This window comes from Mycobacterium sp. WMMD1722 (genome assembly GCF_049315205.1).
Taxonomy (GTDB): Bacteria; Actinomycetota; Actinomycetes; order Mycobacteriales; family Mycobacteriaceae; genus Mycobacterium.
On the sequence record NZ_CP186056.1, the window covers coordinates 2,950,058 to 2,972,656 of the forward strand.

29 protein-coding genes are annotated in these 22,599 nt (G+C 69.2%); 4 read left to right on the top strand and 25 right to left on the bottom strand.

Features of this window, described 5'->3' with window-relative positions:
- Window positions 1-6: 6 nt before the first annotated feature.
- The 13 genes from ACN27E_RS14130 to ACN27E_RS14190 form a co-directional block, all read right to left on the bottom strand.
- Entirely contained in the window at window positions 7-456 is a 450-nt protein-coding gene (locus ACN27E_RS14130) for a pyridoxamine 5'-phosphate oxidase family protein (protein ID WP_422749866.1), read from the bottom strand.
- A gap of 69 nt (window positions 457-525) precedes the next feature.
- Window positions 526-843 (bottom strand): hypothetical protein, encoded by a 318-nt coding sequence (locus tag ACN27E_RS14135; RefSeq protein ID WP_422742289.1) that lies wholly within the window; start codon window positions 841-843, stop codon window positions 526-528.
- A 46-nt stretch (window positions 844-889) separates the two neighbouring features.
- Window positions 890-1,480, bottom strand: coding sequence for a TetR/AcrR family transcriptional regulator (locus ACN27E_RS14140; protein ID WP_422742291.1), 591 nt, complete (start codon window positions 1,478-1,480; stop codon window positions 890-892).
- Entirely contained in the window at window positions 1,467-2,336 is an 870-nt protein-coding gene (locus ACN27E_RS14145; RefSeq protein WP_422742293.1) for an oxygenase MpaB family protein, read from the bottom strand. Before ACN27E_RS14145 ends, ACN27E_RS14140 begins: the two co-directional genes overlap by 14 nt.
- Window positions 2,337-2,395: 59 nt before the next feature.
- Entirely contained in the window at window positions 2,396-2,632 is a 237-nt protein-coding gene (locus ACN27E_RS14150; protein ID WP_422742295.1) for a hypothetical protein, read from the bottom strand.
- Complete coding sequence (locus ACN27E_RS14155; RefSeq protein ID WP_422742296.1) at window positions 2,629-3,105, bottom strand: DUF3093 domain-containing protein; 477 nt, start codon at window positions 3,103-3,105, stop codon at window positions 2,629-2,631. The genes ACN27E_RS14150 and ACN27E_RS14155 overlap by 4 nt, the downstream gene beginning before the upstream one ends.
- Window positions 3,102-3,548: a hypothetical protein gene (locus ACN27E_RS14160; protein ID WP_422742299.1), complete on the bottom strand. Its 447-nt coding sequence runs from the start codon at window positions 3,546-3,548 to the stop codon at window positions 3,102-3,104. Before ACN27E_RS14160 ends, ACN27E_RS14155 begins: the two co-directional genes overlap by 4 nt.
- A 20-nt stretch (window positions 3,549-3,568) precedes the next feature.
- Window positions 3,569-4,003, bottom strand: a complete 435-nt coding sequence (locus ACN27E_RS14165) for a hypothetical protein (protein ID WP_422742300.1) — start codon at window positions 4,001-4,003, stop codon at window positions 3,569-3,571.
- Window positions 4,000-4,971 (bottom strand): porphobilinogen synthase, encoded by a 972-nt coding sequence (gene hemB / locus ACN27E_RS14170; protein ID WP_422749867.1) that lies wholly within the window; start codon window positions 4,969-4,971, stop codon window positions 4,000-4,002. The genes ACN27E_RS14165 and hemB overlap by 4 nt, the downstream gene beginning before the upstream one ends.
- A 16-nt stretch (window positions 4,972-4,987) precedes the next feature.
- A complete protein-coding gene (locus tag ACN27E_RS14175; protein ID WP_422742302.1) occupies window positions 4,988-6,640 on the bottom strand; it encodes a uroporphyrinogen-III synthase in 1,653 nt (550 codons plus the stop codon).
- Window positions 6,641-6,665: 25 nt separating this feature from the next.
- Window positions 6,666-7,589 (bottom strand): hydroxymethylbilane synthase, encoded by a 924-nt coding sequence (gene hemC, locus ACN27E_RS14180; protein WP_422749869.1) that lies wholly within the window; start codon window positions 7,587-7,589, stop codon window positions 6,666-6,668.
- A gap of 33 nt (window positions 7,590-7,622) precedes the next feature.
- Window positions 7,623-8,993 carry a glutamyl-tRNA reductase gene (locus ACN27E_RS14185; RefSeq protein WP_422742304.1) on the bottom strand — a complete coding sequence of 457 codons (1,371 nt, stop codon included), beginning with the start codon at window positions 8,991-8,993 and terminating at the stop codon, window positions 7,623-7,625.
- Window positions 8,994-9,077: 84 nt separating this feature from the next.
- Window positions 9,078-9,362 carry a glutaredoxin family protein gene (locus ACN27E_RS14190; protein ID WP_422742306.1) on the bottom strand — a complete coding sequence of 95 codons (285 nt, stop codon included), beginning with the start codon at window positions 9,360-9,362 and terminating at the stop codon, window positions 9,078-9,080.
- A gap of 38 nt (window positions 9,363-9,400) precedes the next feature.
- On the opposite strand from ACN27E_RS14190, the gene ACN27E_RS14195 reads away from it, so the two are divergent.
- Entirely contained in the window at window positions 9,401-10,282 is an 882-nt protein-coding gene (locus ACN27E_RS14195; RefSeq protein ID WP_422742307.1) for an HAD family hydrolase, read from the top strand.
- Between the two features lie 35 nt (window positions 10,283-10,317).
- Entirely contained in the window at window positions 10,318-10,854 is a 537-nt protein-coding gene (locus ACN27E_RS14200; protein ID WP_422742309.1) for an FAS1-like dehydratase domain-containing protein, read from the top strand.
- Between the two features lie 6 nt (window positions 10,855-10,860).
- Here ACN27E_RS14200 and ACN27E_RS14205 read toward each other — a convergent pair whose 3' ends face one another.
- The 9 genes from ACN27E_RS14205 to ACN27E_RS14245 all read right to left on the bottom strand — a co-directional run bounded on the left by ACN27E_RS14205 (window position 10,861) and on the right by ACN27E_RS14245 (window position 18,616).
- Complete coding sequence (locus ACN27E_RS14205) at window positions 10,861-11,958, bottom strand: lysophospholipid acyltransferase family protein (RefSeq protein WP_422742312.1); 1,098 nt, start codon at window positions 11,956-11,958, stop codon at window positions 10,861-10,863.
- Window positions 11,959-11,960: 2 nt separating this feature from the next.
- The gene (locus ACN27E_RS14210) at window positions 11,961-13,028 is read right to left on the bottom strand and encodes an SDR family oxidoreductase (protein ID WP_422742314.1); all 1,068 of its coding nucleotides are present in this window, start codon (window positions 13,026-13,028) and stop codon (window positions 11,961-11,963) included.
- A 51-nt stretch (window positions 13,029-13,079) separates the two neighbouring features.
- On the bottom strand, window positions 13,080-13,181 hold the full coding sequence (locus tag ACN27E_RS14215; protein ID WP_003402602.1) for a 30S ribosomal protein bS22: 102 nt from the start codon (window positions 13,179-13,181) through the stop codon (window positions 13,080-13,082).
- 159 nt (window positions 13,182-13,340) lie between these two features.
- Complete coding sequence (locus ACN27E_RS14220) at window positions 13,341-13,595, bottom strand: cell division/environmental response transcriptional regulator (protein ID WP_066830872.1); 255 nt, start codon at window positions 13,593-13,595, stop codon at window positions 13,341-13,343.
- A 137-nt stretch (window positions 13,596-13,732) separates the two neighbouring features.
- Complete coding sequence (gene proC / locus ACN27E_RS14225; RefSeq protein ID WP_422742317.1) at window positions 13,733-14,614, bottom strand: pyrroline-5-carboxylate reductase; 882 nt, start codon at window positions 14,612-14,614, stop codon at window positions 13,733-13,735.
- Between the two features lie 25 nt (window positions 14,615-14,639).
- Complete coding sequence (locus tag ACN27E_RS14230; RefSeq protein WP_422749870.1) at window positions 14,640-15,449, bottom strand: thioesterase family protein; 810 nt, start codon at window positions 15,447-15,449, stop codon at window positions 14,640-14,642.
- A 47-nt stretch (window positions 15,450-15,496) separates the two neighbouring features.
- Window positions 15,497-16,354: a sugar phosphate isomerase/epimerase family protein gene (locus ACN27E_RS14235; protein WP_422742319.1), complete on the bottom strand. Its 858-nt coding sequence runs from the start codon at window positions 16,352-16,354 to the stop codon at window positions 15,497-15,499.
- Between the two features lie 7 nt (window positions 16,355-16,361).
- The gene (locus ACN27E_RS14240; RefSeq protein WP_422742321.1) at window positions 16,362-17,588 is read right to left on the bottom strand and encodes a hypothetical protein; all 1,227 of its coding nucleotides are present in this window, start codon (window positions 17,586-17,588) and stop codon (window positions 16,362-16,364) included.
- Window positions 17,585-18,616, bottom strand: coding sequence for a hypothetical protein (locus tag ACN27E_RS14245; protein WP_422742323.1), 1,032 nt, complete (start codon window positions 18,614-18,616; stop codon window positions 17,585-17,587). Before ACN27E_RS14245 ends, ACN27E_RS14240 begins: the two co-directional genes overlap by 4 nt.
- A gap of 95 nt (window positions 18,617-18,711) precedes the next feature.
- Here ACN27E_RS14245 and ACN27E_RS14250 point away from each other — a divergent pair, with 95 nt between their 5' ends.
- Together ACN27E_RS14250 and ACN27E_RS14255 are read left to right on the top strand one after the other, a co-directional pair.
- A complete protein-coding gene (locus ACN27E_RS14250; RefSeq protein ID WP_422742324.1) occupies window positions 18,712-19,488 on the top strand; it encodes a hypothetical protein in 777 nt (258 codons plus the stop codon).
- Between the two features lie 20 nt (window positions 19,489-19,508).
- Window positions 19,509-19,796 (top strand): YciI family protein, encoded by a 288-nt coding sequence (locus ACN27E_RS14255; protein ID WP_422749871.1) that lies wholly within the window; start codon window positions 19,509-19,511, stop codon window positions 19,794-19,796.
- A gap of 16 nt (window positions 19,797-19,812) precedes the next feature.
- Here the strand turns inward: ACN27E_RS14255 and regX are convergent, their stop codons facing one another.
- The 3 genes from regX to ACN27E_RS14270 all read right to left on the bottom strand — a co-directional run bounded on the left by regX (window position 19,813) and on the right by ACN27E_RS14270 (window position 22,588).
- Window positions 19,813-20,499, bottom strand: coding sequence for a two-component sensory transduction protein RegX (gene regX, locus ACN27E_RS14260; protein ID WP_422742326.1), 687 nt, complete (start codon window positions 20,497-20,499; stop codon window positions 19,813-19,815).
- Entirely contained in the window at window positions 20,496-21,704 is a 1,209-nt protein-coding gene (locus ACN27E_RS14265) for a sensor histidine kinase (protein WP_422742328.1), read from the bottom strand. Before ACN27E_RS14265 ends, regX begins: the two co-directional genes overlap by 4 nt.
- Window positions 21,705-21,832: 128 nt before the next feature.
- A complete protein-coding gene (locus ACN27E_RS14270; RefSeq protein WP_422742331.1) occupies window positions 21,833-22,588 on the bottom strand; it encodes a phosphoglyceromutase in 756 nt (251 codons plus the stop codon).
- Window positions 22,589-22,599: the final 11 nt, after the last annotated feature.

The window sequence follows — 22,599 nt, forward strand, 5'->3', positions numbered from 1 at the left end:
CCTCCGTCACACCGGCGCGTGCCAGCTGAGCACCTGACCGGCGGCCTGCGTCATCACGGTGCCCGGCATCACCCGGAGCCGATACGGCGCCCGGCGCAGCACGGCGAACTGGTCCGATGTCGGCCCGGAGCGCCACTGCGGGATGATGTGCGGGTCGTAGCCGACGGGTTCCGGTCCGGTGGCGAATCGCTGCCACACCGCTGCGCGGGTCTCGTCGTCGGTGTACCACTCGACGAGGCATTCGGCGCTGCAGGTGTCGTGGCTCGGCGCCCAGTAGCTGACCGACATGTGCGGATGCACGGACAGATGTGCTCGCTTGACCGGACTGGGGACCGTCGCGATCCACCCGAACAGATCGGTGCCGTCGAATTCCCAGATCGGGTGCAGGATGCGCGATCGCGGCCGACTATCGGCGTCGACGGTGGCGCAGGACGCCCAGACGATCGAATGCGCCATCTCGACGAAGGCGGGCGCCACGAGTTCCAGAGTGGTCACAGAGGACCACCCTAGGCCCGTGTGCGGGGCTCAGTTCTGCGCTTGAGTCGCCTCCGAACCCTGCTCGGCCGGCGCGTCGTCGGTCGAGGTGCCCTCGCCGTCCTTGCCGAACTTCGGGTCACCGTTGTCGTCGACCCATTCGTTCACAGCGGTGCCGGCCACCGTTCCACCGGTGCCGGGCATGACGATGGTCGGGCGTTCCTCCTCGTACTCCTTGCGCATCTCTTTGGCGGCCTCGCGGTGTTCATCCGTCACCTCGGGCTTCTCGGTGATCTTGGCGTCCGGGTCGTCGGCGACGTTCTTCGACGCCTTCTCCTCCGCTCCCGTCTTCTCTTCATCGCTGCTCATGCGAAGGGGTCTGCCCGAAAGTGTGAAGTACGAAACAGAACCCCAGTCAGGCAGGCACAGGTCTCAATCCGCTCGGCAGGCTGGGCAGGAAGTGCTGCCGGGCGAACTCTCGGACCTCGTCGGGAGTGTCCAGCGGCGACATGCTCGGCAGCAACAGCACCACCGCGGCGTACCGCAGGATGGTGTCGGCCAGCTCGTTGACCACTCGCGGTCCGATCCGCTCGGCGAATCCCGCCGGGAAGATGACGCGCAACGCCTCGGCCATCCGGCCGACGCCGGCCGCCCAGTGCTGGTGGGCCAGGGCCAGCACGAAGCCGGCGTCCTCGGCGAGCATCGCGTTGAGTACCCGGTGCTCACGGAACTTCATGATCGAGAGCGTGAAGGCCTCGACGTAATAGTTCTGCTGCGGCCCGGCCGCACGGAGTTCCTGGGCGATGTCGGCGAACAGGGCCGCATTCTCCCGCTCCACCACCGCGGCCACCAGCTCGTCGCGATTGGCGAAGCGGCGATAGATCGTGGTGCGGCTCACCCCGGCGCGGCGCGCGACGTCATCGAGGGCGACCCGACGGAAACCGTGGCGTTCGAACTCGGCGACCGCGGCGTCGAGGATCCGCTGCGTCGCGTCAGCCGCGGGCATAGCCCTGCTGGGCGAACTTGTTGAACCGCACCGACATCGGCAGCCGATCCCAGAGCCAGTTCACCGGTGTCGATCGCCACAGCGCCGCGAAGCGCTGATAGCGCCGCTCCTGACGGTCGGTCCACGGCAGGTCGAGTAGCCGCCGCGCCTGCGGCGGCAGTCCGCCGGTGGTCAGGAAGGCCGCCAGCGGGTCGAACCCGACCGACACCACCCGCCAGACCGCAGGGTGCACACCCTTCGGGCAGGGGAAGCCCTTGGTGACGTAGCCGACGCCGTACTTGGCGGTGGGATGCGCGACGACGATGCGGTCGAGCATGCGTTCCCAGTACGCCTGGAAGTCGGCGTAGGTGGTCGGCATGACGCGGTCGCTGACTCCGTAGCGCCGGTACCAGGTCTTGGACTCGAGGTAGATCTGCTCCTTCTGCGCGTCCGACAGGCGGGTGACGAATGTGTCGGCGAAGTAGAGCACCTGTTCGACGAAGGTGGCGTGGGCCCAGAAGTAGGTTTGCGGATCGAGGGCGTGATACCGGCTGCCGTCCGGCATGGTGCCCTTGATATCGGTGTGGAAGTCCCTGACCTTGCGTCCCTCGGTGTCGTCCTCGGAGCCGTAGACGGTCATCATGATCGGCGGGATCGACCGCTTGACGCGCGCAGCGGTGTCGTCGAAGAACACCGAGTGGTCGAGGACGCCCTGGCCCAGTTCGGCGAGCATGTTCTGCAGTACCGCGGGCCGGGGGCCGATCAGGTACATGCGGTTGTCCCCGAAATACCGCCAGACCAGCGACCGCGGGCCGAGCGGCAGGGCGTCGGCCGGGGGGTTCTGCGCGAGGTCCTGGTTCGCCGCGAGCTCGGTCATGGGAACAGTGTTACAGATTGCGTACTTTGTACCGCACTGCTGTGACCGGCTTCACGCACTCAGCCGCGGCGCAGGCGCGCGATCCCGAGGACCGCCAGCACCCCGGCCAACGTCGCCAGCAGCAGGGCCAGGACCAGCATCGGTGCCGAGTACAACTGCACCGGCATCTCGGGCTGACCGGGCAGAATCGGCGGGGCCACCGACAGCCGGCTCGCCGCTCGCCAGCTCACCACGCACCCCGCGGCCGCCAGCGCGGCGATGACCAGTTCCACCACGGCGCGCGAACGTGACCTCACGCCGTACGCTCCGTGACCAGCCGCTCGAGTTGCTCGCGCAGGTCGCGGTGCCGCCGCGCCCAGGCCTGAGCCGTGCGTTTACCCGTGAGCGCGAGGCCGATCCCCTTGCGTCCGCGCGGCACACCGGTCAGTTCACCGAGGGCACGTGCGGACTCCCATTTCTGCACCTCTGACCCGCCGGCCGGCGGATACAGCGAGACGATGTCGGCGACCTTGATGATCTCGGCGCCCTGGCGCAACGTCAGCGGCGTCAGTTCGACCGACGTGTGGATCCGGGCCGCCTTGACCTGGACGGCGAGGAAGCCCGACACCAGCACCAGGAACAGCACCGGCACCAGGGGCTGCAGACCGTAGCCGGCCGAGATCTGGATGGCCAGCATCGCCGCCGCCGCGGCCGGACCGGCGAGCAGCCACGCCCAACTGGCCCCCGGCTCGTAGAACAGCCGCTCCACCGGCGGGGCGTCGGCGGTCACGCGGGCTCCTCGCGGGCGAACCACTGCGTCGCCGCGCGGCGGGTCAGCAGGACGGCTCCCGCGGCGATCGGCAGCAGTGACAACAGCGTGATCGGTTGGGCCACTCCGGCACCTACGGCCAGTAGCACCAGCACCAGCGCGACAGCCAGGGCCAACCCGATCGTCGCCCGGCGGAAGTTCGGGTCACCGCGACGGGCCCGGCCCGAGACGAACGCCAGCGCACCACCGGCCAGCACCGAGCCGATACCCATCCCCCGGTACACCGTCAGATAGTCCCGCACCTGTTCGTTGCTCACCTCGGAACCGATCGCCGAGCGGGCGGTCTCGTAGGACACCGTCGCCGCGAGCAGCCCCCCGAGGATCAGCAGGACGGCCCCGCCGATCAGCAGCCAGAACGCGATGTCGACGATGCGCGGTCGCGACGGGGTGGGCGATGCGCTCATGGTCGGGTCAGCCTAGCGCCTCAGCGTGCGAAGAAGGCGTCGGCGTCCTTGCGGTGCAGCAGGACCAGACCACCGGCGATCAACACCGAACCCATGATCGCGGCGCCGGCGTACCCCACCGCGGCCACCGCCGAATCCCGATCCACGGTGAACAGATTGGTGACGGTGTACACGATCGACCCGAAACCGCCGGCACTGAGCACGGTGCGCGACCACCGGTAGCCCTGCCGCATCAGCAGCAGGAAGGTGACCACGATGGCGCACACGACCACGAGCAGCACCACCGACATCCCCCGCAGATACACCGAGTCGCCGCCGACCGGGGAACCGAAGCCGTCGATCAGATAGCCGATTGCCAACAGCGGCACCGCCGCGACCCACAGCCAGAAGCCGGTGTCCACATCGTCGGGCCGGCCCGCCGGTGGCGCGCGCGGCGGCGTCTGCGGCGGGGTCATCCCAACCAGCCGGCCACCTCGGCGGCCCAGTAGGTCAGCACGATGTCCGCGCCCGCGCGCCGGATACCGGTCAACGTCTCCAGCGCGACGGTCGGTAGATCGATCCAGCCGTTGGCCGCCGCCGCGCTGATCATCGAATACTCACCGGACACCTGATACGCGGCGACCGGCACATCGGAGACCTCGGCGGCGGCCCGCACGACATCGAGATAGCTCATCGCGGGCTTGACCATGATGATGTCGGCACCCTCGGCGAGGTCGAGTCGGATCTCGAGCATCGCCTCCCGCGCGTTACCCGGTTCCTGCTGATAGGTGCGCCGGTCGCCCTGCAGACTGGAGTCCACAGCCTCGCGGAACGGGCCGTAGAAACCGGACGCGAACTTCGCGGCGTAGGCCAGGATCGCGGCGTCGGTGTGACCCGCGGCGTCCAGGCCATCGCGGATGGCGGCCACCTGTCCGTCCATCATGCCGCTCGGACTGATCACGTGTGCGCCCGAATTGGCTTGCGCGACAGCTAGTTCCACGTACCGCAGATTCGTCTGGTCGTTGTCCACCCGGCCGAAGGCGTCGACCACCCCGCAGTGGCCGTGATCGGTGAATTCGTCCAGACAGGTGTCGGCCATCAGCACGGTGGACTGGCCCAGGTCCGCGGCGAGATCACGCAGCGCCACGTTGAGGATGCCGTCGGGCGATACGCCGATCGCCCCGGTCGGGTCCTTGTCCTCTGGACGCGGAACACCGAACAGCATCAGCCCGCCCACCCCGGCGGTCACGGCCTCGGCGGCGGCCCGGCGGAGCGAATCACGGGTGTGCTGCACCACGCCGGGCATCGAGGCGATCTCCCGCGGGGCGTCGATACCGTCGGCGACGAACATCGGCAGCACCAGATGCCGGGGTTCCAGCGACGTCTGCGCCACCAGTCGGCGCATCGCGGGCGTCGAGCGCAGCCGCCGCGGCCGATGTCTCATCGACACGGAACGAACCTCAGCGCCGACGGCTCTTCTTGCGCGGCGGCGGCAGCGCCCCCTCGGCACGCAGCCGGGCGGCGTGCTCGGCCAACGCCTCCACCAGCGGTCCGACGGCAGCCACCTCGGGCTGGACGTCGACGCGCAGGCCGAACTCCGCGGCGGTTTCGGCCGTCTTCGGACCGATGCACGCAACGATCGTGCGGGCGTGCGGCTTACCGGCGATACCGACCAGATTGCGCACCGTCGAACTGGACGTGAAGCACACCGCGTCGAACCCGCCGGTCTTGATCATCTCGCGGGTGGACGCCGGCGGCGGGGCGGCACGCACGGTGCGGTAGGCCGTGACGTCCTCGATCTCCCAGCCCCGTTCGCGCAGACCCTCGGCGAGCGTCTCGGTGGCGATGTCCGCGCGCGGCAGCAGCACCCGGTTGACCGGGTCGAAGATGTCGTCGAACGGGGGGAACTCGTCGAGCAGTCCGAGTGAGGACTGCTCGCCGGTCGGGACCAGCTCGGGATTGATGCCGAACGCGCGGACCCGCTCGGCGGTCGCCTGACCCACGCAGGCGATCTTGACCCCGGCGAATGCCCTCGCATCCAGTCCGAACTCGTTGAACTTCTCCCACACCGCGCGTACGGCGTTGGTCGAGGTGAACACGACCCACTGGAAGCGGCCGTCGACCAGCCCCTTGACCGCGCGCTCCATCTGAGCCGGGCTGCGCGGCGGTTCGACGGCGATGGTCGGGACCTCGATCGGCAGCGCGCCGTGACCGACCAGTTTGTCGCTCATCTCCCCGGCCTGGTCCTTGGTGCGCGGCACCAGCACGGTCCAGCCGTACAGGGCACGGCTCTCCCACCAGTTCAGCTTGGCCCGGTTGGCCACCGTGCGGCCGACGGTGACGACCAGCGGTCCGGTCAGCGGGCTCGGGACACCGCTGGCGTCGGGACCGGTCAGCACGGCCTTGTCGACCAGACCCCCCAGCGTCGACTCCACCGAGCGCTGCTGGCATGTGGTGCCCTGGGCGGTCACCACCGCCGGGGTGCTGTCGGCCAGGCCGTACTCGACCAGGGTGCGCGCCGCGTCGGGTAGATGCGAGGCGGTGGCGTGCAGGATCAGCGGACCCGGCGCCGCGGCCAGAGCGGCCCAGTCAACGTCGGGGTCACGCACGTCGGCGACCGTGTGGGTGGAACCCAGCGGCAGGCCGGCGTAGGTCGGCACCGCGGTGGTGTCGGGCAGGCCCGGCACGATCTCGAAGTTCGCGTGGCTCTTGGCCAGGGCGTTGATCTCGGCGATCACCGAGTCGACCGACAGCGGGTCGCCGGCGACCAGGCGGACCACGTCGACACCGTGCTTGGCCTCGCCCACCAGCGTCTTGGCCACCTCGGCCGGATCGCCGAGCGCGGGCCGCACATCGGGTCCGCCGGGGATCGTCGCCACCGCATCGCTCGCGGCGGCCTCGGCCGGCTCGGGCCCGGACGGCGGCGGCAGATGCGCCCCCACCAGGGACAGCACCGCTTCGGGCACGTCGGGGTCGGTGAAGACCAGCGCGGCGTTGGCGAGGACGCTGTGCGCCCGCGTGGTGAGCAGACCCGGGTCCCCCGGGCCTGACCCCACGAACGTGATGCGGCCGGGCTTCATCTTGCGTCCGCGCCCGCTCTCCTGCCGAGTCATCTTCTCGCTCACTCCGCTCTACAGCTCAGTGGTGATCCGCCATGAGTTCGCGCGCCCCCAGTTCGAACAACTCCGTGGCCACCGAGACCCCCAGGTCAGCGGCCCGATCCGGAGTGCCGATACCGGACGCACGGATCACGTCGGATCCGTCCAGCGTCGCCACGCAGCCGCGTAGCGACACCTCTTCGAAGATGCGGCCGTCCTCATCGATAGACTCGACCACCTCGGCGATCGCGCCCACCGGTGCGGAGCAACCCGCCTCCAGTTCGGCGAGCAGAGCGCGTTCGGCGGTGACCGCCGCCCGCGTATCGGTGTCGTCCAACTCCGACAGCACAGCGGCGAGCCCGGTGTCGTCCGCGCGGCACTCGACCGCGAGGGCGCCCTGAGCCGGCGCTGGCAACATCTGCACCGGCTCGAGGGTCTCGGTGACATACTCCAGCCGCCCGATGCGGGCCAGACCCGCCCGGGCGACGACGATGCCGTCGAGATCACCGTTGCCAACCCTGTTCAACCTGGTATCTAGGTTGCCTCTTAGGGGGCGGATTTCCAAACCGAGACCCAGTGCTCTAAGCTGCGCGGCCCGGCGCGGACTGGAGGTACCGATCACCGAACCGGCCGGCAACTCCCCCAGCACCAGACCGTCGCGGGCCACCAGGGCATCCCGGGCGTCCTCCCGGGGCGGGATGGCGGCGATGACGAAGCGCGGGTCGACGGCGGTCGGGAGATCCTTGTAGGAGTGCACCGCCATGTCGACGCGGCCGTCGTCGATGGCCTCGCGCAGCGCTGCGGTGAACACCCCGACGCCGATATCGGCGATGGGTCCCTGGTTGCGGTCGCCCTCGGTGGAGATCACGACGAGTTCGGCGGCGTGCCCGCGGGCCACCAGCGCATCCCGGATCGCGCCGGCCTGGGTGGTCGCCAGCAGGCTGCCCCTGGTCCCGATCCGGATCGGTGGTGTGCTCAAGTGTTACCCGTTTGTCCGTTACTCGGTGGCGTCGGGATCGGTGGCCACCGCGCTGAACGGATCGACGTGGGCGACCAGGGGTAGTTCCCCGCCCGACACCGCGTCGACCGCCTGCTGATCGAGTTCGAACAATTCGCGCAGGGCCTCGGCGTAGCTGTCGCCCCCGGGTGCACCGGCCAGTTGCTTGACCCGCACCGTGGGTGCGTGCAGGAGTTTGTCGACGACCCGGCGCACCGTCTTGGCGACCTCGTCGCGGTGGGCGGCGTCGAGTCCGGGCAGCCGGTTGTCCAGCCGCAGCAGCTCCGCCTCGACGACGTCGGCGGCGCGCTGCCGCAGCGCGGTCACCGTCGGCGTCACCTCGGCCATCCGCTGGCCGGCCAGATAGTTCGCCACCTCGGTGGCGACGATGGCGCGGGCGGCCTCCGCATCGGACGCGGCGGCGCGGGCCGAGGGCTCGCGCTGGATGCGGTCCATGTCGATGACGTCCACACCCGGGAGCCCGGCGATGGCCGGATCGACGTCGCGGGGCATGCCGAGGTCGCAGATGACCAGACGCCGGTGCTCCGGGCGGCCGGTCAGCCCGCGGTGCGCATCGGCCAGCGACACCACCGGGCGCACCGCGCCGGTGGAGGAGATCACGACATCGGCGTCGGCCAACGCCGGCGCGATGTCGTCGAGACTGTAGGAATCCGCCGCCACACCCTGCTCGCGCAGATTCTCGGCGAGCCGCCGGGCGCGCAGCAGCGACCGGTTGACGACGTGGACGCGATCGATGCCGGCGCGCACCAGGTGCTTGGCCGAGAGCGCACCCATCGATCCGGCGCCGATCACGACGGCGGTGCGGCCGGCCAGCGTCGTCAGTCGCGCCTCGGCCATACCGAGGGCGACCGACACCACCGAGGCGCCCGCTGCGTCGATGCCGGTTTCCGAATGCACCCGCTTGCCGACCGACAGCGCACGCTGCGACAGCTCGTGCAGCGTGCGCCCGACGGTGTGGTTGGCCTCCGCGGCGGCGTAGGCGCGGCGGACCTGGCCGAGGACCTGCTGTTCACCGATGACGGCCGAATCCAGGCCGCTGGCGACGGCGAACATGTGCTCGACGGCAGCCTCGGCGTACCGCACGTAGGCGTACCTGGTCAGCTCGTTGAGCGACATGCCGCAGTGCTCGGCAAGCACCTGTCCGATCACCGAGAGACCGCCGTGGAACGCGTCGACCACGGCGTAGACCTCGACGCGGTTACAGGTGGACAGCACCATCGCCTCGGTCACCAGCGAGGACTGCAGGACCTGGTCGACGATCTTGGCCTGATCGGATTCGTCGGTGCTCAACTGCTCGAGCACGGACACCGGGGCACTGCGGTGCGAAACTCCGAACAGCAGAACGCTCACGGCCTCATCACCACGTCAACCACGGTAATCGTTCATGAGCGTGGCTACCAAATTTCTGTCAGTTCCCTTCGTCACGCGCTCGGATCAGCGGTTGAGGTCGGCGGCCAGCCGCTCTTCGTCGATTTCCCAGTAGCTGTGTTCCCGCCCGTCGAGCAGGACGACGGGCAGTCGGTCGCCGTACTCGGCGCGCAGCGTCGGGTCCCCGTCGGCCGCCGCGTTGTCGACATCGGTGACGGTCAGCGTGAAGTCCCACTGCGCGGCCAATTCGGCGAGGCGCGCCGCCGCACCGGCACAGATGGTGCAGGCGCCTCGCGTCAGCAGAACCACGCGGTGGCGCTCGTCGGGCCGGGTGTTCGTCGGCTGATCCACCACACCAGTATCCGCTCGGGGTGACCTAATGTTGATCTGTGTCCGAACCCGGAGGTACACACGCCGAGCGCCAGCAGATCGCCGGTGACGCCAGCGCGGAGGCCGCGGTCACCGAACTCGCTGCCGAGGCGCCGCCGGTCACACCGGCGCCGCCGCCGGATCTCACCGCCGCCGCGTTCTTCGACGTCGACAACACCCTGGTGCACGGCTCGTCGCTGGTCCACTTCGCGCGGGGGCTGGCTGCGCGCAAGTTCTTCACCTATCAGGACGTGCTCGGTTTCGTCTACGCCCAGGCGAAGTTCCAGCTGACCGGGCGGGAGAACAGCGACGACGTCGCCGCCGGACGTACCAAGGCGCTGGCGTTCATCGAGGGCCGGTCGACCGCCGAATTGGTGGCCGTCGGCGAGGAGATCTACGACGAGATCATCGCCGACAAGATCTGGCCGGGCACCCGCGCGCTGGCGCAGATGCACCTGGACGCCGGCCAGCAGGTGTGGCTGGTGACCGCGACGCCCTATGAGCTGGCCGCCACGATCGCCCGGCGGCTGGGGCTGACCGGCGCACTGGGCACCGTCGCCGAATCGGTCGACGGTGTGTTCACCGGCCGGCTGGTGGGCGACATCCTGCACGGCACCGGCAAGGCGCACGCCGTCCGCTCGCTGGCCATCCGCGAGGGTCTGAACCTGCGCCGGTGCACTGCGTACTCCGACAGCTTCAATGACGTGCCCATGCTGTCGCTGGTCGGCACCGCGGTGGCGATCAACCCGGACGCGGCGCTGCGCAGCGTGGCCCGGGAGCGCGGATGGGAGATCCGGGACTTCCGGACCGCCCGCAAGGCGGCCCGGGTGGGCGTGCCGTCGGCGGTGGCGCTGGGCGCCCTGGGCGGGGCGCTGGCCGCGGTGGTGTCCCGGCGCCAATAGGGTCCCCGGAGCAGCGCTGATAGGCTCGCGCAGTCATGGCCATCGCTGAAGACATCATCGGAACCCATTACCGGTACCCCGACTATTTCGAGGTCGGCCGGGAGAAGATCCGCGAATTCGCCCGTGCGGTCAAGGACGAGCATCCCGCGCACTACGACGAGGACGCCGCCAAGCAGTACGGCTGCGACGCACTCATCGCGTCGCTGACGTTCCTCGCGGTCGCCGGTCGCCGGGTGCAGCTCGAGATCTTCAATCAGTTCGACATCCCGATCAACATGGAGCGGGTGCTGCACCGCGATCAGAAGATCAGGTTCCACCGCCCGATCCTGGCCGGGGACAAGCTGTTCTTCGACTCCTACCTCGACTCGGTGATCGAAGCGCACGGCACGGTCGTGACCGAGGTGCGCGGCGAGGTCAGCGACGAACATGGCGAACCGGTGCTGACCAGCGTGGTCACCGTCATCGGCGAGGCCGAACACGACGACGAGGCCGATGAACTGACCGCCACGATCAAGGCGCGCCGCGATGAGGCGATCGCGAAGATGGTCGCGGGGCAGAACGCGAAGCCCTAGCGGGTCTCAGCCGAAGAACATGTTCCGGCGGCCGGCCAACAGCTGATACAGCGTCTGCTGAATGGTTTCGCGGACCTGGTCGGTGAGCTCGAAGGTGACCATCGGATCGTCGGCGGCGCCGTCCTCGTAGCCCTCGGTGGAGATCGGCTCGCCGAACTGGATGTGCCATTTCGACGGCAGCGGCACCACGCCGAGCGGTCCGGCGAGCGGGAACAGCGGTGTGATCGGGAAGTACGGCAGCCCGAGCAGACGCGCGACCAGCTTGACGTCGGCGATCATCGGGTAGATCTCCTCGGAGCCCACGATCGAGCAGGGCACGATCGGCGCACCACAACGCAGCGCGGCCGACACGAAACCGCCGCGTCCGAAACGCTGCAGCTTGTAGCGGTCCTTGAACTGCTTACCCAGACCCTTGTAGCCCTCGGGGAACACCGCGGTCAGATGTCCGGCCGCGAGTAGCCGATGGGCGTCGGCCGTGCAGGCCATCGTATGGCCGGCCTTACGCGCAGCCTGGCCGACCATCGGCAAATCGAAAACCAGGTCGGCGGCGAGCAATCGCAGGTCACGATGGGCGGGGTGGTGGTCCTTGACGGCCACCGAGGTCATCAGCCCGTCGAACGGCAGCACACCCGCGTGGTTGGCCACCACCAGTGCGGCGCCCTCGGCGGGCAGGTTCTCGATGCCGCTGACCTCGACGCGGAACCACGAATTGAACAACCCGCGCAGCAAAGGCAGGAACACGGCGTTGTTGAGGTGGGAGTCGAACCCGAATTCATCGACCTCGTAGTCACCGGTCATCCGCTTGCGGACGAAGTCGGCGACGGCGGCGATGCGCAGCGCGAGTTCGGTGGGAGCCTCTTCGGGTTGGGCCGGCCCGGGGCCGCCGCGATGCGCGTCGATCTCTCGCACCACCGCCGCGATCTGCTCGGCGGAGGCGCGACCGCTCGGGTCGGCGAGCAGCGACGGGTGCCGCCGCGCGGTGTCGGCCCGATTCGCTGACCGTCGCGCGGCCGAACCGCGGCCCGAATTGCCGTGCAGCGGAATGACTTTGGCTTTCGAATCGCCCGCCACGTCAGTACCTTCTCCCACCCGATTGCCGCCCATGCTCAACGTCCCCAGCGCTGCGCCACCGCTACCGCGCGACCTTCCACCGAGCGTACCCATCGTGGATCAACGATCGGCGTCAGTCCACGGCCGCGCACGTAATCGTCAAAAGCCTCCGCCGTCGTCCACTTTGGGTTATAGCCGAGGACCTCGCGCATGCGCGTGGTGTCCATGACCCTGCCGTAGCTCAGGTAGTTCATCTGCTCGCGATCGAGCTCAGTGTAGCGAGTGGCGCGCCGCAGCGAATCCACAGCCCACAGCGCCGAACGCGGCACCGGCAGCGCGATCCGCCCGGACCGCCGGATCGCCTGGCTCATCATGATGATTCCCGCCGCCCCCACGTTGAAGGTCCCGGCCTTGCCGGCGACCGTCGCCCGCTCCAGAGCGCCCAGAGCGTCCTGTTCGTGCAACAGCTGCAGCCGGGCATCCTGTCCGAGCACCGTGGGCACCACGGGTCCGGCCAGATACCGCGACAGCGCGGTGTCCATGGCCGGTCCGATCATGTTGGCCAGCCGCAGGATCGTCACCGCGATGTCGGCGCGGCGGCGGCCCAGTCCGCGCACATACCCCTCGATGTCCATGCTGTCTCGGGCGAAGCCCTCGGCCGGTGGCCGCCGCGCGCTGCTGTCCTCGGTGAACAGCACCGGGTCGTGGGGGCTCGAGCCGTACACCTCGGAGGTCGACTTGACCACCACCCGGCGCACCGACGGGGCCTTCTGGCAGGCGGCGAACAACTGGATCGCGCCCATCACGTTGAGTTCCTTCAACGTGGCCCGCCCGCCGGCCCGCGGGGCGTACGACGCCGCCGCGGCGTGCACCACGGTGTCCACGTTGCCGTTACGAATCACCTTCGCGATGAACGGATTACGGATATCGGCGCGGACGAATTCGGCGCGCCCCATTCGGCGCAGCATGTCTTTGCTCGGGGCCACCGCGTCGACGGCGATGACGTGGTCGATCAACGGGTTCTGCGCCAGGCGGGCGGTCAGGTAGCCACCGAGGAAACGGCACGCCCCGGTGACCAGTACCACCTTCGGGTACTGACCGTCCCCCGGTGCGGTCGTCTCCACGGAGCCAGCCTAACCGTTGCCGCTGGAAGCCACGTGACGAGCGGCTGAGAGCTACTTGCCGAGTTTTCTGCGCTGCACCCGGGTGCGCCGAAGGAGCTTGCGGTGCTTCTTCTTCGACATGCGCTTACGACGCTTCTTGATGACTGAACCCATGAACTCCGCTACCTACGTTTTCCTGTGTCCGACGCCGGCCGGCGCGGGGGAACGCCCCCGGCGGCTCGACGTCGGAAGTTGACGTCCAACCCGGACACCTTACCCAGGCAGCGATCCCGACGCGAAAACGCCTCTGCGCCCCCCGGTGGGGCCGTAGGCCTATCCGGCGTCGAAGTACGAACTCTCCAACATGTCGTGGACCGCCTTGGCGTGCACCCGGAACGACCGGCCCACCCGCACGGCCGGCAGTTCGCCGTTGTGCACCAGGCGATAGACCGTCATCTTGCTGACCCTCATCAGATTCGCCACCTCGGCGACCGTGAGGAATTGCGCTCGTGGCTGTTGACCATCGGAAGCACCGTCGCGCTTCCCGCCGGCCGAGTCACGTGCCGATGGCCCGTTCGTTGACGTCATCGCAACCCAATCCATCAGGCCCGAGCAGTTCCAGCGGCTTCCCCACCGCTGGACCCACCCGTGCATACACGAGGAGAATAGCGTGGCGGATGGGGTTACTGCGACGGGTGTGGGTTAATCAATGTGAAATCGGTGAACTACCCGGATGTAATTCCGAGCTGCTCAGAGCGGGTTTTCGCAGCGTCGACGGCGTTGGCGACCGCCGACCGCAACCCCCCCCGTTCCAGTTCCCGCAGCCCAGCGGCGGTGGTGCCGGCCGGCGAGGTAACCGTGGCCCGCAGTTGCGCGGCAGTGGTGTCGAAGCCGGCGGCCGGCGAGAGCCCCGCCACATCGCCCGCCGGCTGCGCCTCGTCGAGGCGTTCGAGCAGCATCGCCGCCGAACCGGCCATCGTCTGCACCACCAGATCGGTGGCCACCGACCGGGACAGACCCGCGGCGACGCCGGCGTCGACGAGCGCCTCGACCATCAGGAAGAAGTACGCGGGTCCGCTACCCGATACGGCGGTCACCGCGTCGAGTTGAGGTTCCGGGACGGTCAGGACACCGCCGACGGAGTCGAACAGCGCCGAGACCTCCTTGAGGTGCTCGGCGGTGGCGAACCGGCCGGGCGCGAGCGCGGTGACCCCGCCTCCGACCACGACGGGCGCGTTGGGCATGGCCCGCACGACCGGTGCGCCCGCAGGCAGCTTGCTCTCGTAGTAGGCGGTGGTGACCCCGGCGGCAACGGTGACGAAGACCTGCTCGGCGGTGTCGGTCTCGGCGTTGGCGGCGGCAGCGGCGATGTCGTCGATGACATGCTCCACATCGGCCGGTTTCACCGCCAGGATCACATAGGTCGCGTTGTCGGTGGCCTCGACGACCGAGGTGACCAACACCGAGTGCTTCTCGGCGAGGAACTTCACCCGCTCCGGGTTCTTCTCGGCGACCACCAGATCCTTGACCTGCCGACCGGCGCGCAGCAACCCGGCGAGCAGCGCCTCCCCCATACTTCCGCCACCGATGATCGCGATTCTGGCCATGGCTCAAAGCATTGCATGCCGTGGATCAGACGGTTGGCGGCACCATCGCCAGTTGCCGGGTCTGCACGACGATGCGACCGGCGGAGTCCACGACGATGTGGTCCTCGTCGAACCACTCCTGCCCGATCTGGGTCGTCGTGCAGATGACGCGCAGCCACCCGTCGGCGGGCCGCGCCCGCAGATAGGCCGTCAGCTGGACTGTGGGGGCCCATCCGAAGCGGTTGACGCCGTAGGTGACCGGCGCCGACACGTCACCGCACAGCAGCGCGAACAGCAGGTCGGGTTCGGCACCCCGCGGCCGCACCCAGTACTCGATGACGGGCGGTCCGCCGTCCGCACGCGGTTGCATGGTGGTCAGCGACGGGCGGATGTCGCAGCCATGCGCGAGGTGGACGATGTCGGCCATCGGGTGTCCCGGTCCGATGGGTTCGAGCCCGGGCGGCGGCTCCGGCGTCATCAGCGACACCACCGGATTCACCGACAGCAGCGGTGTGACGTCGTGTTCGGGACGCCCGAGGGTGACCGCCACCCGGACCGCGGTTTTCTGCTCTTCGCGCGAGCGCTCATCGCCGGTTCGGCCCCCTTGCTTCAGTTCCACGTCGATCAGCGACACCCGGCGGCCGCGTTTGCGCACCGTGGTGACGATCTCCATGGCACCGGGGTCCGGCGCCCACAGAAAGTTGCCGGACACCGCGATCGGCTCGACGCCGCACTCGAGCCAGGCCGCTTTCGCGCACAACGCCAGCATGGATCCGCCGTGCACCTTCGGACCGATGGTCCAGTGCTCGTTGAGAAAGCCGGCGTAACGCCCGTCCCCGAGCGGCGTCAGCTCCATGGCATCGGAGAACAGGGTCGAGCCCACGGCTTCTCCTTCTCGATCGGTCAGCGCAACAGGTGGGTGCGGGCGAATTCGAGCGACTCCCGCAGCAACGCCTCGCGCTCGCCTGCCGTCCGCGCTCCGGACGTCGTCACCTCGAGGATGACGTGACCGCCGAAGTCGCTCGCGGCCAGCATCTCGCACACCTCGACGGTGGGCTGGGTGCCGCGGCCGGGCACCAGATGTTCGTCGGTGGACGCGCCGCTACCGTCGCACAGGTGCAGGTGGACCAGACCGTCCGGACCGCCGATACCCATTCGGCGGGCCATCTCCACCGCGTCGGTACCCGCGGTAGCGGTGTGGGAAAGATCCAGGGTGTAGTGCGCGTGCTCACCGTCGAGCGGGTCGTAGGACGGGGCGAAGGCGGAGATGCCGGGGCCCGGGCGCCCACCCCGCTTGCGCATCCGCTCGATCGAGGTCTGGCCGGCGCCGAAGAACCGGTCGGCCCGGAACGGAAACATGTTCTCCACGGCGACCATGACCTCGCTGCTCGCCTCGAGTTCGGCGACCTGGTCGGCGAATCCCTCGGCGTAGCGGCGTTGCCACCGAAACGGTGGGTGCACGACGACCGTCTGCGCACCCAGCTGCTCGGCGGCGCGCACACTGCGGTCCAGCTTGGGAATCGGATTGGCGCCCCACACCCGCTGCGAGATCAGCAGGCACGGGGCGTGCACGGACAGGACCGGGACGCCGTACTTGGCGGACAGCGCAGCCACGGCATCCACGTCCTGGCTGACGGATTCGGCCCACACCATCAGCTCGACGCCGTCGTACCCCAGACGTGCGGCGTATTCGAAGGCAGCTTCGGTCCTGAGCGGATAGACCGAGGCCGTGGACAGTCCGACCTTGATCGCGGGGCGCACCGGGCTGCTAGCCCGACTGCAGCAACGCCAGCGGACCCAGGGTGACCAGCGCACCGACCGCGACGGCGATCAGGGTGCTGCCGATGTCCTCGGTCTTGCGCACCACGCGCACACCCACCACCAGGCCGAGGATGACGAGCACCGACAGGACCAGCGCCACGATGTTGTTCCACTTCCACAGTTGGTCGAAGGCGATGAACAGACCCGCGCCGAAGGCGACCGCGAGGATGCACTGTCCGACGATCCATGCGCCGCGCAGGAAGCCCGACGTGCGGCTCGGCTGGTCGCCGGATTCCTCGCGGTCTTCGGCCGACGCGTCGGAGTCGAGGTCGGCGGCGGGGGCGTCACTGCCGCGGCGGGCCAGATCGTCGGCGACGGACTGGCCGCCGAACAGCGGCCCGGCGCTGGAGCGGTAGTAGGGCGACACCCTGCCGTCGGCGTCCTCGTCGAGGTCGCCGTCCTCGAGGTCCGCGTCCTCGAGATCCTCATCGTCGAGATCCTCGTCGTCGAGATCCGCAGCGTCGAGTTCGAGCGGCGGATCGAGCAGATCGCCGTTGTCGAGGAGGTCTTCGTCCTCGTCGATCTCGACCACCGGGTCCGGGCTCATCTCCTCGGCTCCGCCCCGGGTGGGTTCGGTGCGCTGCCCGAACGACCACGGCCGCCGCCGCTGCGGCGTGAACGCCACCGGATCGTCGCTGGCCTCGCGCGCCTGCAGGTGGGCTTGATAATCCGCCTCGGCGGTGTCGTCCTCAGCCGCCCCGGCTTCGGCTTCGGTGTCGGCCGCAACGTCGGCGGCCTCGACGTCGGCGGCCGCGACATCGGCGTCGACCGAATCTCGGTCCTCGGTCCCGGCGTCTCCGGCATCGTCGACCTCGAGCTCCTCGGCCTGGAGTTCGTGGTCCTCAGCGGGAGCGTCGACCTCGACGACGGCCTCTTCGGGGATCTCCGCTGCGTCCGGCTCCTGCGGCGGTACCTCAGGGGCCTCCGGCTCTGCGGGCGCGACCTCCTCGGCCTGCGGTTCGGCCGTCTCGGGTTCGGTCACGACGGGGATGGCGCCGGTGCGGTCGGAGATGATCGGGATCTCACCGGTCAGCTCGGCCACCGTCACCGCATCGGCGTTTCCGCGGCGCCGCCGTCGCCGGCCGCCCGCCGGCGGTGCGCCGATGGTGCCGTTCTTGGCCAGCAACTCGGCGACCGAGATCGGCCGGGTGTTGCTGTTGTCTGGTCCTGTCATCGTGTGTTGCCGCCTCTGGGCCTGAGCGTCTCTCGTCCAGCATCGCGCACCGAGGTCTCGACCGCGGCCAGATTGTCGGCTCCGCCGACGAACGCGGTGCCGTCGGCCTCGCTGTCGAGTTTCCGCAGGATCAATCCTTCGCGCAACGCCCAGGGACAGATGTCCACGGACTCGATCCCCAGCGCTTTCATACTCGCCTCGGCCACCAGTGCTCCCGCCACGATCTGTGGCGCCCGGTCGGCGCTCACCCCTTCCAATTCCGCTCGATCAGCCGCGGTCATCCTAGAGATGAAGGCTATGACCTGCCGCAACCCGGCCGCCGTCAGCGTCCGTTTGACGCGCGGACCGGCCGCCGACGGGGCGGCCCCGGTCAGCCTGGCCAGGCTACGGAACGTCTTGGAGGTGGCGACCGCCAGATCCGGTCCGCCCGCCTTGACCAGCTCGGCACCGGCGTCGGCCAATTCGGTGGCCAGCCAGTCGCGCAGCATGGCGACCCGGCGCCGGCCCGGCGGATCGTCGGACAGCCATTCGCGGGTGAGCCGCCCGGCGCCCAGGGGCAGGGACAGCGCCACCTCGGGCACCTCGTCGACGCCGTTGGACAGCTCCAGCGATCCGCCGCCGATGTCGATGTTGATGATCCGGCCCGCGCTCCAGCCATACCAGCGCCGCACCGCCAGGAACGTCAACCGGGATTCGTCGACACCGCTGAGCACCTGCAACCGCACGCCGGTCTCGGCGAGCACCCGGGCCAGCACGTCCTCGGAGTTGGTCGCGTCGCGGACCGCGGACGTGGCGAACGCCATCAACTCCGCACACCCCGAACTCCCCGCGATCTTGGCGAACTCGTCTACCGTGCCGATCAGCCGGTCGGCGCCCTTGCGGGTCAGCTTCCCCGAACCGTCGATCGCTTCGGCCAGCCGCAGCGGGGCCTTGGTCGAACTCATCGGCGTCGGGTGGCCGCCCCGGCGCGCGTCCACCACCAGCAGGTGAACCGTGTTGCTGCCCACGTCGAGCACGCCCAATCGCACGTCTCCAACCTAGACGGTCCCCCCTGGCCGACCATGCGCCGACACCCCCGTCGCTGCAGGGCAACCGCCCGATGCGGGTAGTAGCGTTGAGAACTGTGACCGACTGCCATCCCGGCGAGGTCGAACTGGACTTCGCCCGCGAGTGGGTGGAGTTCTACGACCCGGACGACCCCGCACACCTGATCGCCGCCGACCTGACCTGGCTGCTGTCACGATGGACCTGCGTGTTCGGGACCCCGGCCTGTAAGGGGACCGTGGCGAACCGCCCCGACGACGGCTGCTGCTCGCACGGCGCCTTCCTGTCCGACGACGACGACCGGGCGCGGCTCGACGACGCGGTCGCCCAGCTCACCGACGCCGACTGGCAGTTCCGCGACAAGGGGTTGGGCAGGAAGGGCTACCTCGAGATGGACTCCTACGACGACAAGCCCAACCTGCGAACGCGAAAGTACAAGGGCGCCTGCATCTTTCTGAACCGCCCCGGTTTCGGTGGAGGTATCGGATGTGCGCTGCACACCAAAGCCCTCAGCCTCGGCGTCGAGCCGCTGACCATGAAACCCGACGTCTGCTGGCAGCTGCCGATCCGGCGTAGTCAGGAGTGGGTCGAGCGGCCCGACGGCTCCGAGATCCTCAAGACCTGGATCACCGAGTACGACCGTCGCGGCTGGGGTGAGGGCGGCGCTGATCTGCACTGGTACTGCACCGGCGACCCGGCCGCCCACGTGGGCACCCGGCAGGTCTACCAGTCCTACGCGCCGGAGCTGACCGAACTCCTGGGTGAGAAGGCCTACGCCGAACTCGCCGCGATGTGCAAGCGCCGCAACGGACTCGGCCTGATCGCGGTGCACCCGGCGACCCGCGCCGCGCAGTGAACACGTCACCGCCCGGCGGACTGTTCCTGTTCCGGCTCACGCCGCCGCGTGCCGACTTCGCCCAGACCATGACGCCCGACGAACAGCAGGCCATGGCCGGCCATCAGGACTACTGGCGCGAACTGCTGGCCGCCGGCCGGGTCGTGGTCTACGGACCGGTCGCCGACCCCGAGGGCGTATGGGGCCTCGGGGTGCTGCGCGCCGCCGACCGCGCCGAGGTCCTCGAACTCGGCAACCGCGATCCGTCGGTGCTCGCCGGTGTCAACACCTTCGAGGTGTTCGAGATCATGGGCGGCGTGACCGGCTGACCGGGCCCCCGGGGCGTCAGCCCTCGAGCTTGTATCCGAGCCCGCGCACCGTGACCAGGTGAACCGGATTGGCCGGGTCGGCCTCGATCTTGGACCTGAGCCGTTTGACGTGGACGTCGAGGGTCTTGGTGTCCCCGACGTAGTCGGCGCCCCACACCCGGTCGATCAGCTGGCCTCGGGTGAGCACCCGGCCGCTGTTGCGCATGAGGTATTCGAGCAAGTCGAATTCCTTGAGCGGCAACGTGATCGGCGAGCCATTGACGCTGACCACGTGACGCTCGACATCCATCCGCACCGGGCCCGCCTCGAGGACACCGTCGGCGATGCCCGCATCGTCGGTCTCCGCGCCGCGCCGCAGCACCGCCCGGATGCGGGCGATGAGTTCACGCGCCGAATAGGGCTTGGTGACGTAGTCGTCGGCGCCGAGTTCCAGCCCGACCACCTTGTCGATCTCGCTGTCGCGTGCGGTGACCATGATGACCGGGACACTCGAGCGGGCCCGCAGCTGTTTGCAGACGTCGGTGCCGCTCATCCCGGGCAGCATCAGGTCCAGCAGCACGATGTCGGCGCCCGAGCGGTCGAACTCGGCCAGCGCGGACGGGCCGTCGGCGACCACGGTCGCCTCGAATCCCTCCTTGCGCAACAGGAAGGCCAGGGGATCGGCCAAGGACTCCTCGTCCTCCACGATCAACACACTGGTCATTGGTCTCGTCGGTCCTCTCGGTCGGGTATGGCACTGGACGTGTCGGTGGGTTCGGGGTCCTGGTCGGGATGGGCCGGGATGGACAGGGTGAACGTCGACCCGGTGCCCGGCTGGCTCCACAGCCGGATGGAGCCGTTGTGGTTGGCCGCGACGTGCTTGACGATCGCCAGGCCCAGGCCGGTTCCACCGGTCGCGCGGGAGCGGGCTTTGTCGACCCGGAAGAAGCGTTCGAAGACGCGCTCCTGGTCTTCCTTGTCGATACCGATGCCGCGGTCGGTCACCGAGATCTCGATGTTGTCGCCGCGGCGGCGGCGGCTCACCGACACCGGCGAACCCTTGGGGGAATACGCGATGGCGTTGGAGATGAGGTTGGCCAGCGCGGTGATCAGCAGCGACTCGTCCCCGTAGACCCGGAAGCCGGTCGGCGCGTCGGTGGTGATCGCGATGTCGGCGTTGTCGGCGGCCACCTTGTGCCGGGTCAGCGCCTCGTTGACCACGGCGTCGACGTCGACGGCATCCAGGTCGGGCAGCCGCTCGGCGCCCTGCAGCCGGGACAGTTCGATCAGTTCGCCGACCATATCCGCCAGCCGGTGGGATTCGGCGACCATCTTGTCGGCGAAGTGCCGCACCGTGTCCGGGTCGTCGGCGGAGGCCTGCAGCGCCTCGGCGAGCACTCCCATGGCGCCGACCGGGGTCTTGAGTTCGTGGCTGACGTTGGCGACGAAGTCCCGGCGGGTGGCCTCCATACGGGCATGTTCGGACTGGTCGTCGACGTAGACGACGGCGAACCGGCGGTCCTCCTCGCTTAGCAGCCGCACCGTGCCGCGCACCGACAATCCGGACCGCCCCGGCCGGAACACCTTGCGCGGCGACAGGTCCACCTCGACGCCCTGGCCGGTGGCCAGCACCTGTTCGGCGGCTGCCCAGGCCCGTTCGTCGAGTAGCCGGTCCCGGACCAGGCCCAGCTCCGCGGCCCGCGCGTTGCTGTAGACGACGTCACGGAAGGTGTCGACCACCGCGATCCCCACCGGTGAGGTCCGCACGATGTGCGCCAGCATCTGCGAGACCGTGATACCCGCCTGGTCCACGGCCCGGCGCCGCCGGCGCTCCACGACCCGCGGAGTCAGCGTCACGCCCACACCCACGCCGATCAACAGCGCGAGGAGCGCCACGGCTGCCGTCAGCAGCGCGGGTCCCACACTCACGCGAAAATCGTACGCACGCGGTGAACGTCATCCCAGCAGCGTGCGGCCAAAACGCGACAAGTCACAAATCGAAATGCAGGTGTTCCACCGCAGTTCACCGGCCGTTCGCTCAGCGTCCGGCGCCGTCGCTACTTGCCACCCTGCGAGGCCACGGCCGCCGCCCCGGCCTGCGCGGCCTCGGGGTCCAGGTAGGTGCCGCCGACGACCTTCGGTGCGAGATCGGCGTCGAGGTCGTAGCGCAGCGGGATGCCGGTCGGGATGTTCAATCCGACGACGTCCTCGTCGGACATCCCGTCCAGGTACTTCACCAGGGCGCGCAGCGAATTGCCGTGGGCGGCGATCAGCACGGTCTTACCCTCGCGCAGGTCGGGGACGATCGTCTCCTCGAAGTACGGCACGAACCGGGCGACCACGTCGGCCAGGCACTCGGTGAGCGGACCGCCGCCGATCCCGGCGTAGCGCGGATCGGTGTCCTGGCTGAATTCGCTGCCGGCCTCGATCGGCGGCGGCGGGGTGTCGTAGCTGCGGCGCCAGGCCATGAACTGCTCTTCGCCGTACTTCTCTTTGGTCTCGGCCTTGTTGAGCCCCTGCAGCGCCCCGTAGTGCCGTTCGTTGAGCCGCCAGTCGCGGTGCACCGGAATCCAGTGCCGATCGGCCTTGTCCAGCGCGATGTTGGCCGTCGTGATGGCCCGGCGCAGCAGCGAGGTGTAGAGGACATCGGGCAGGCGATCCAGTTCGGCCATCAGTTCCCCGGCGCGCGCCGCCTCGGCCCTGCCCTTGTCGGTGAGGTCGACGTCCACCCAGCCGGTGAACAGGTTCAGCGCGTTCCACTCGCTTTCGCCGTGGCGCAGCAGGATGAGCGTGGACCCGGAATTCTCAGCCATGCCGGAATCCT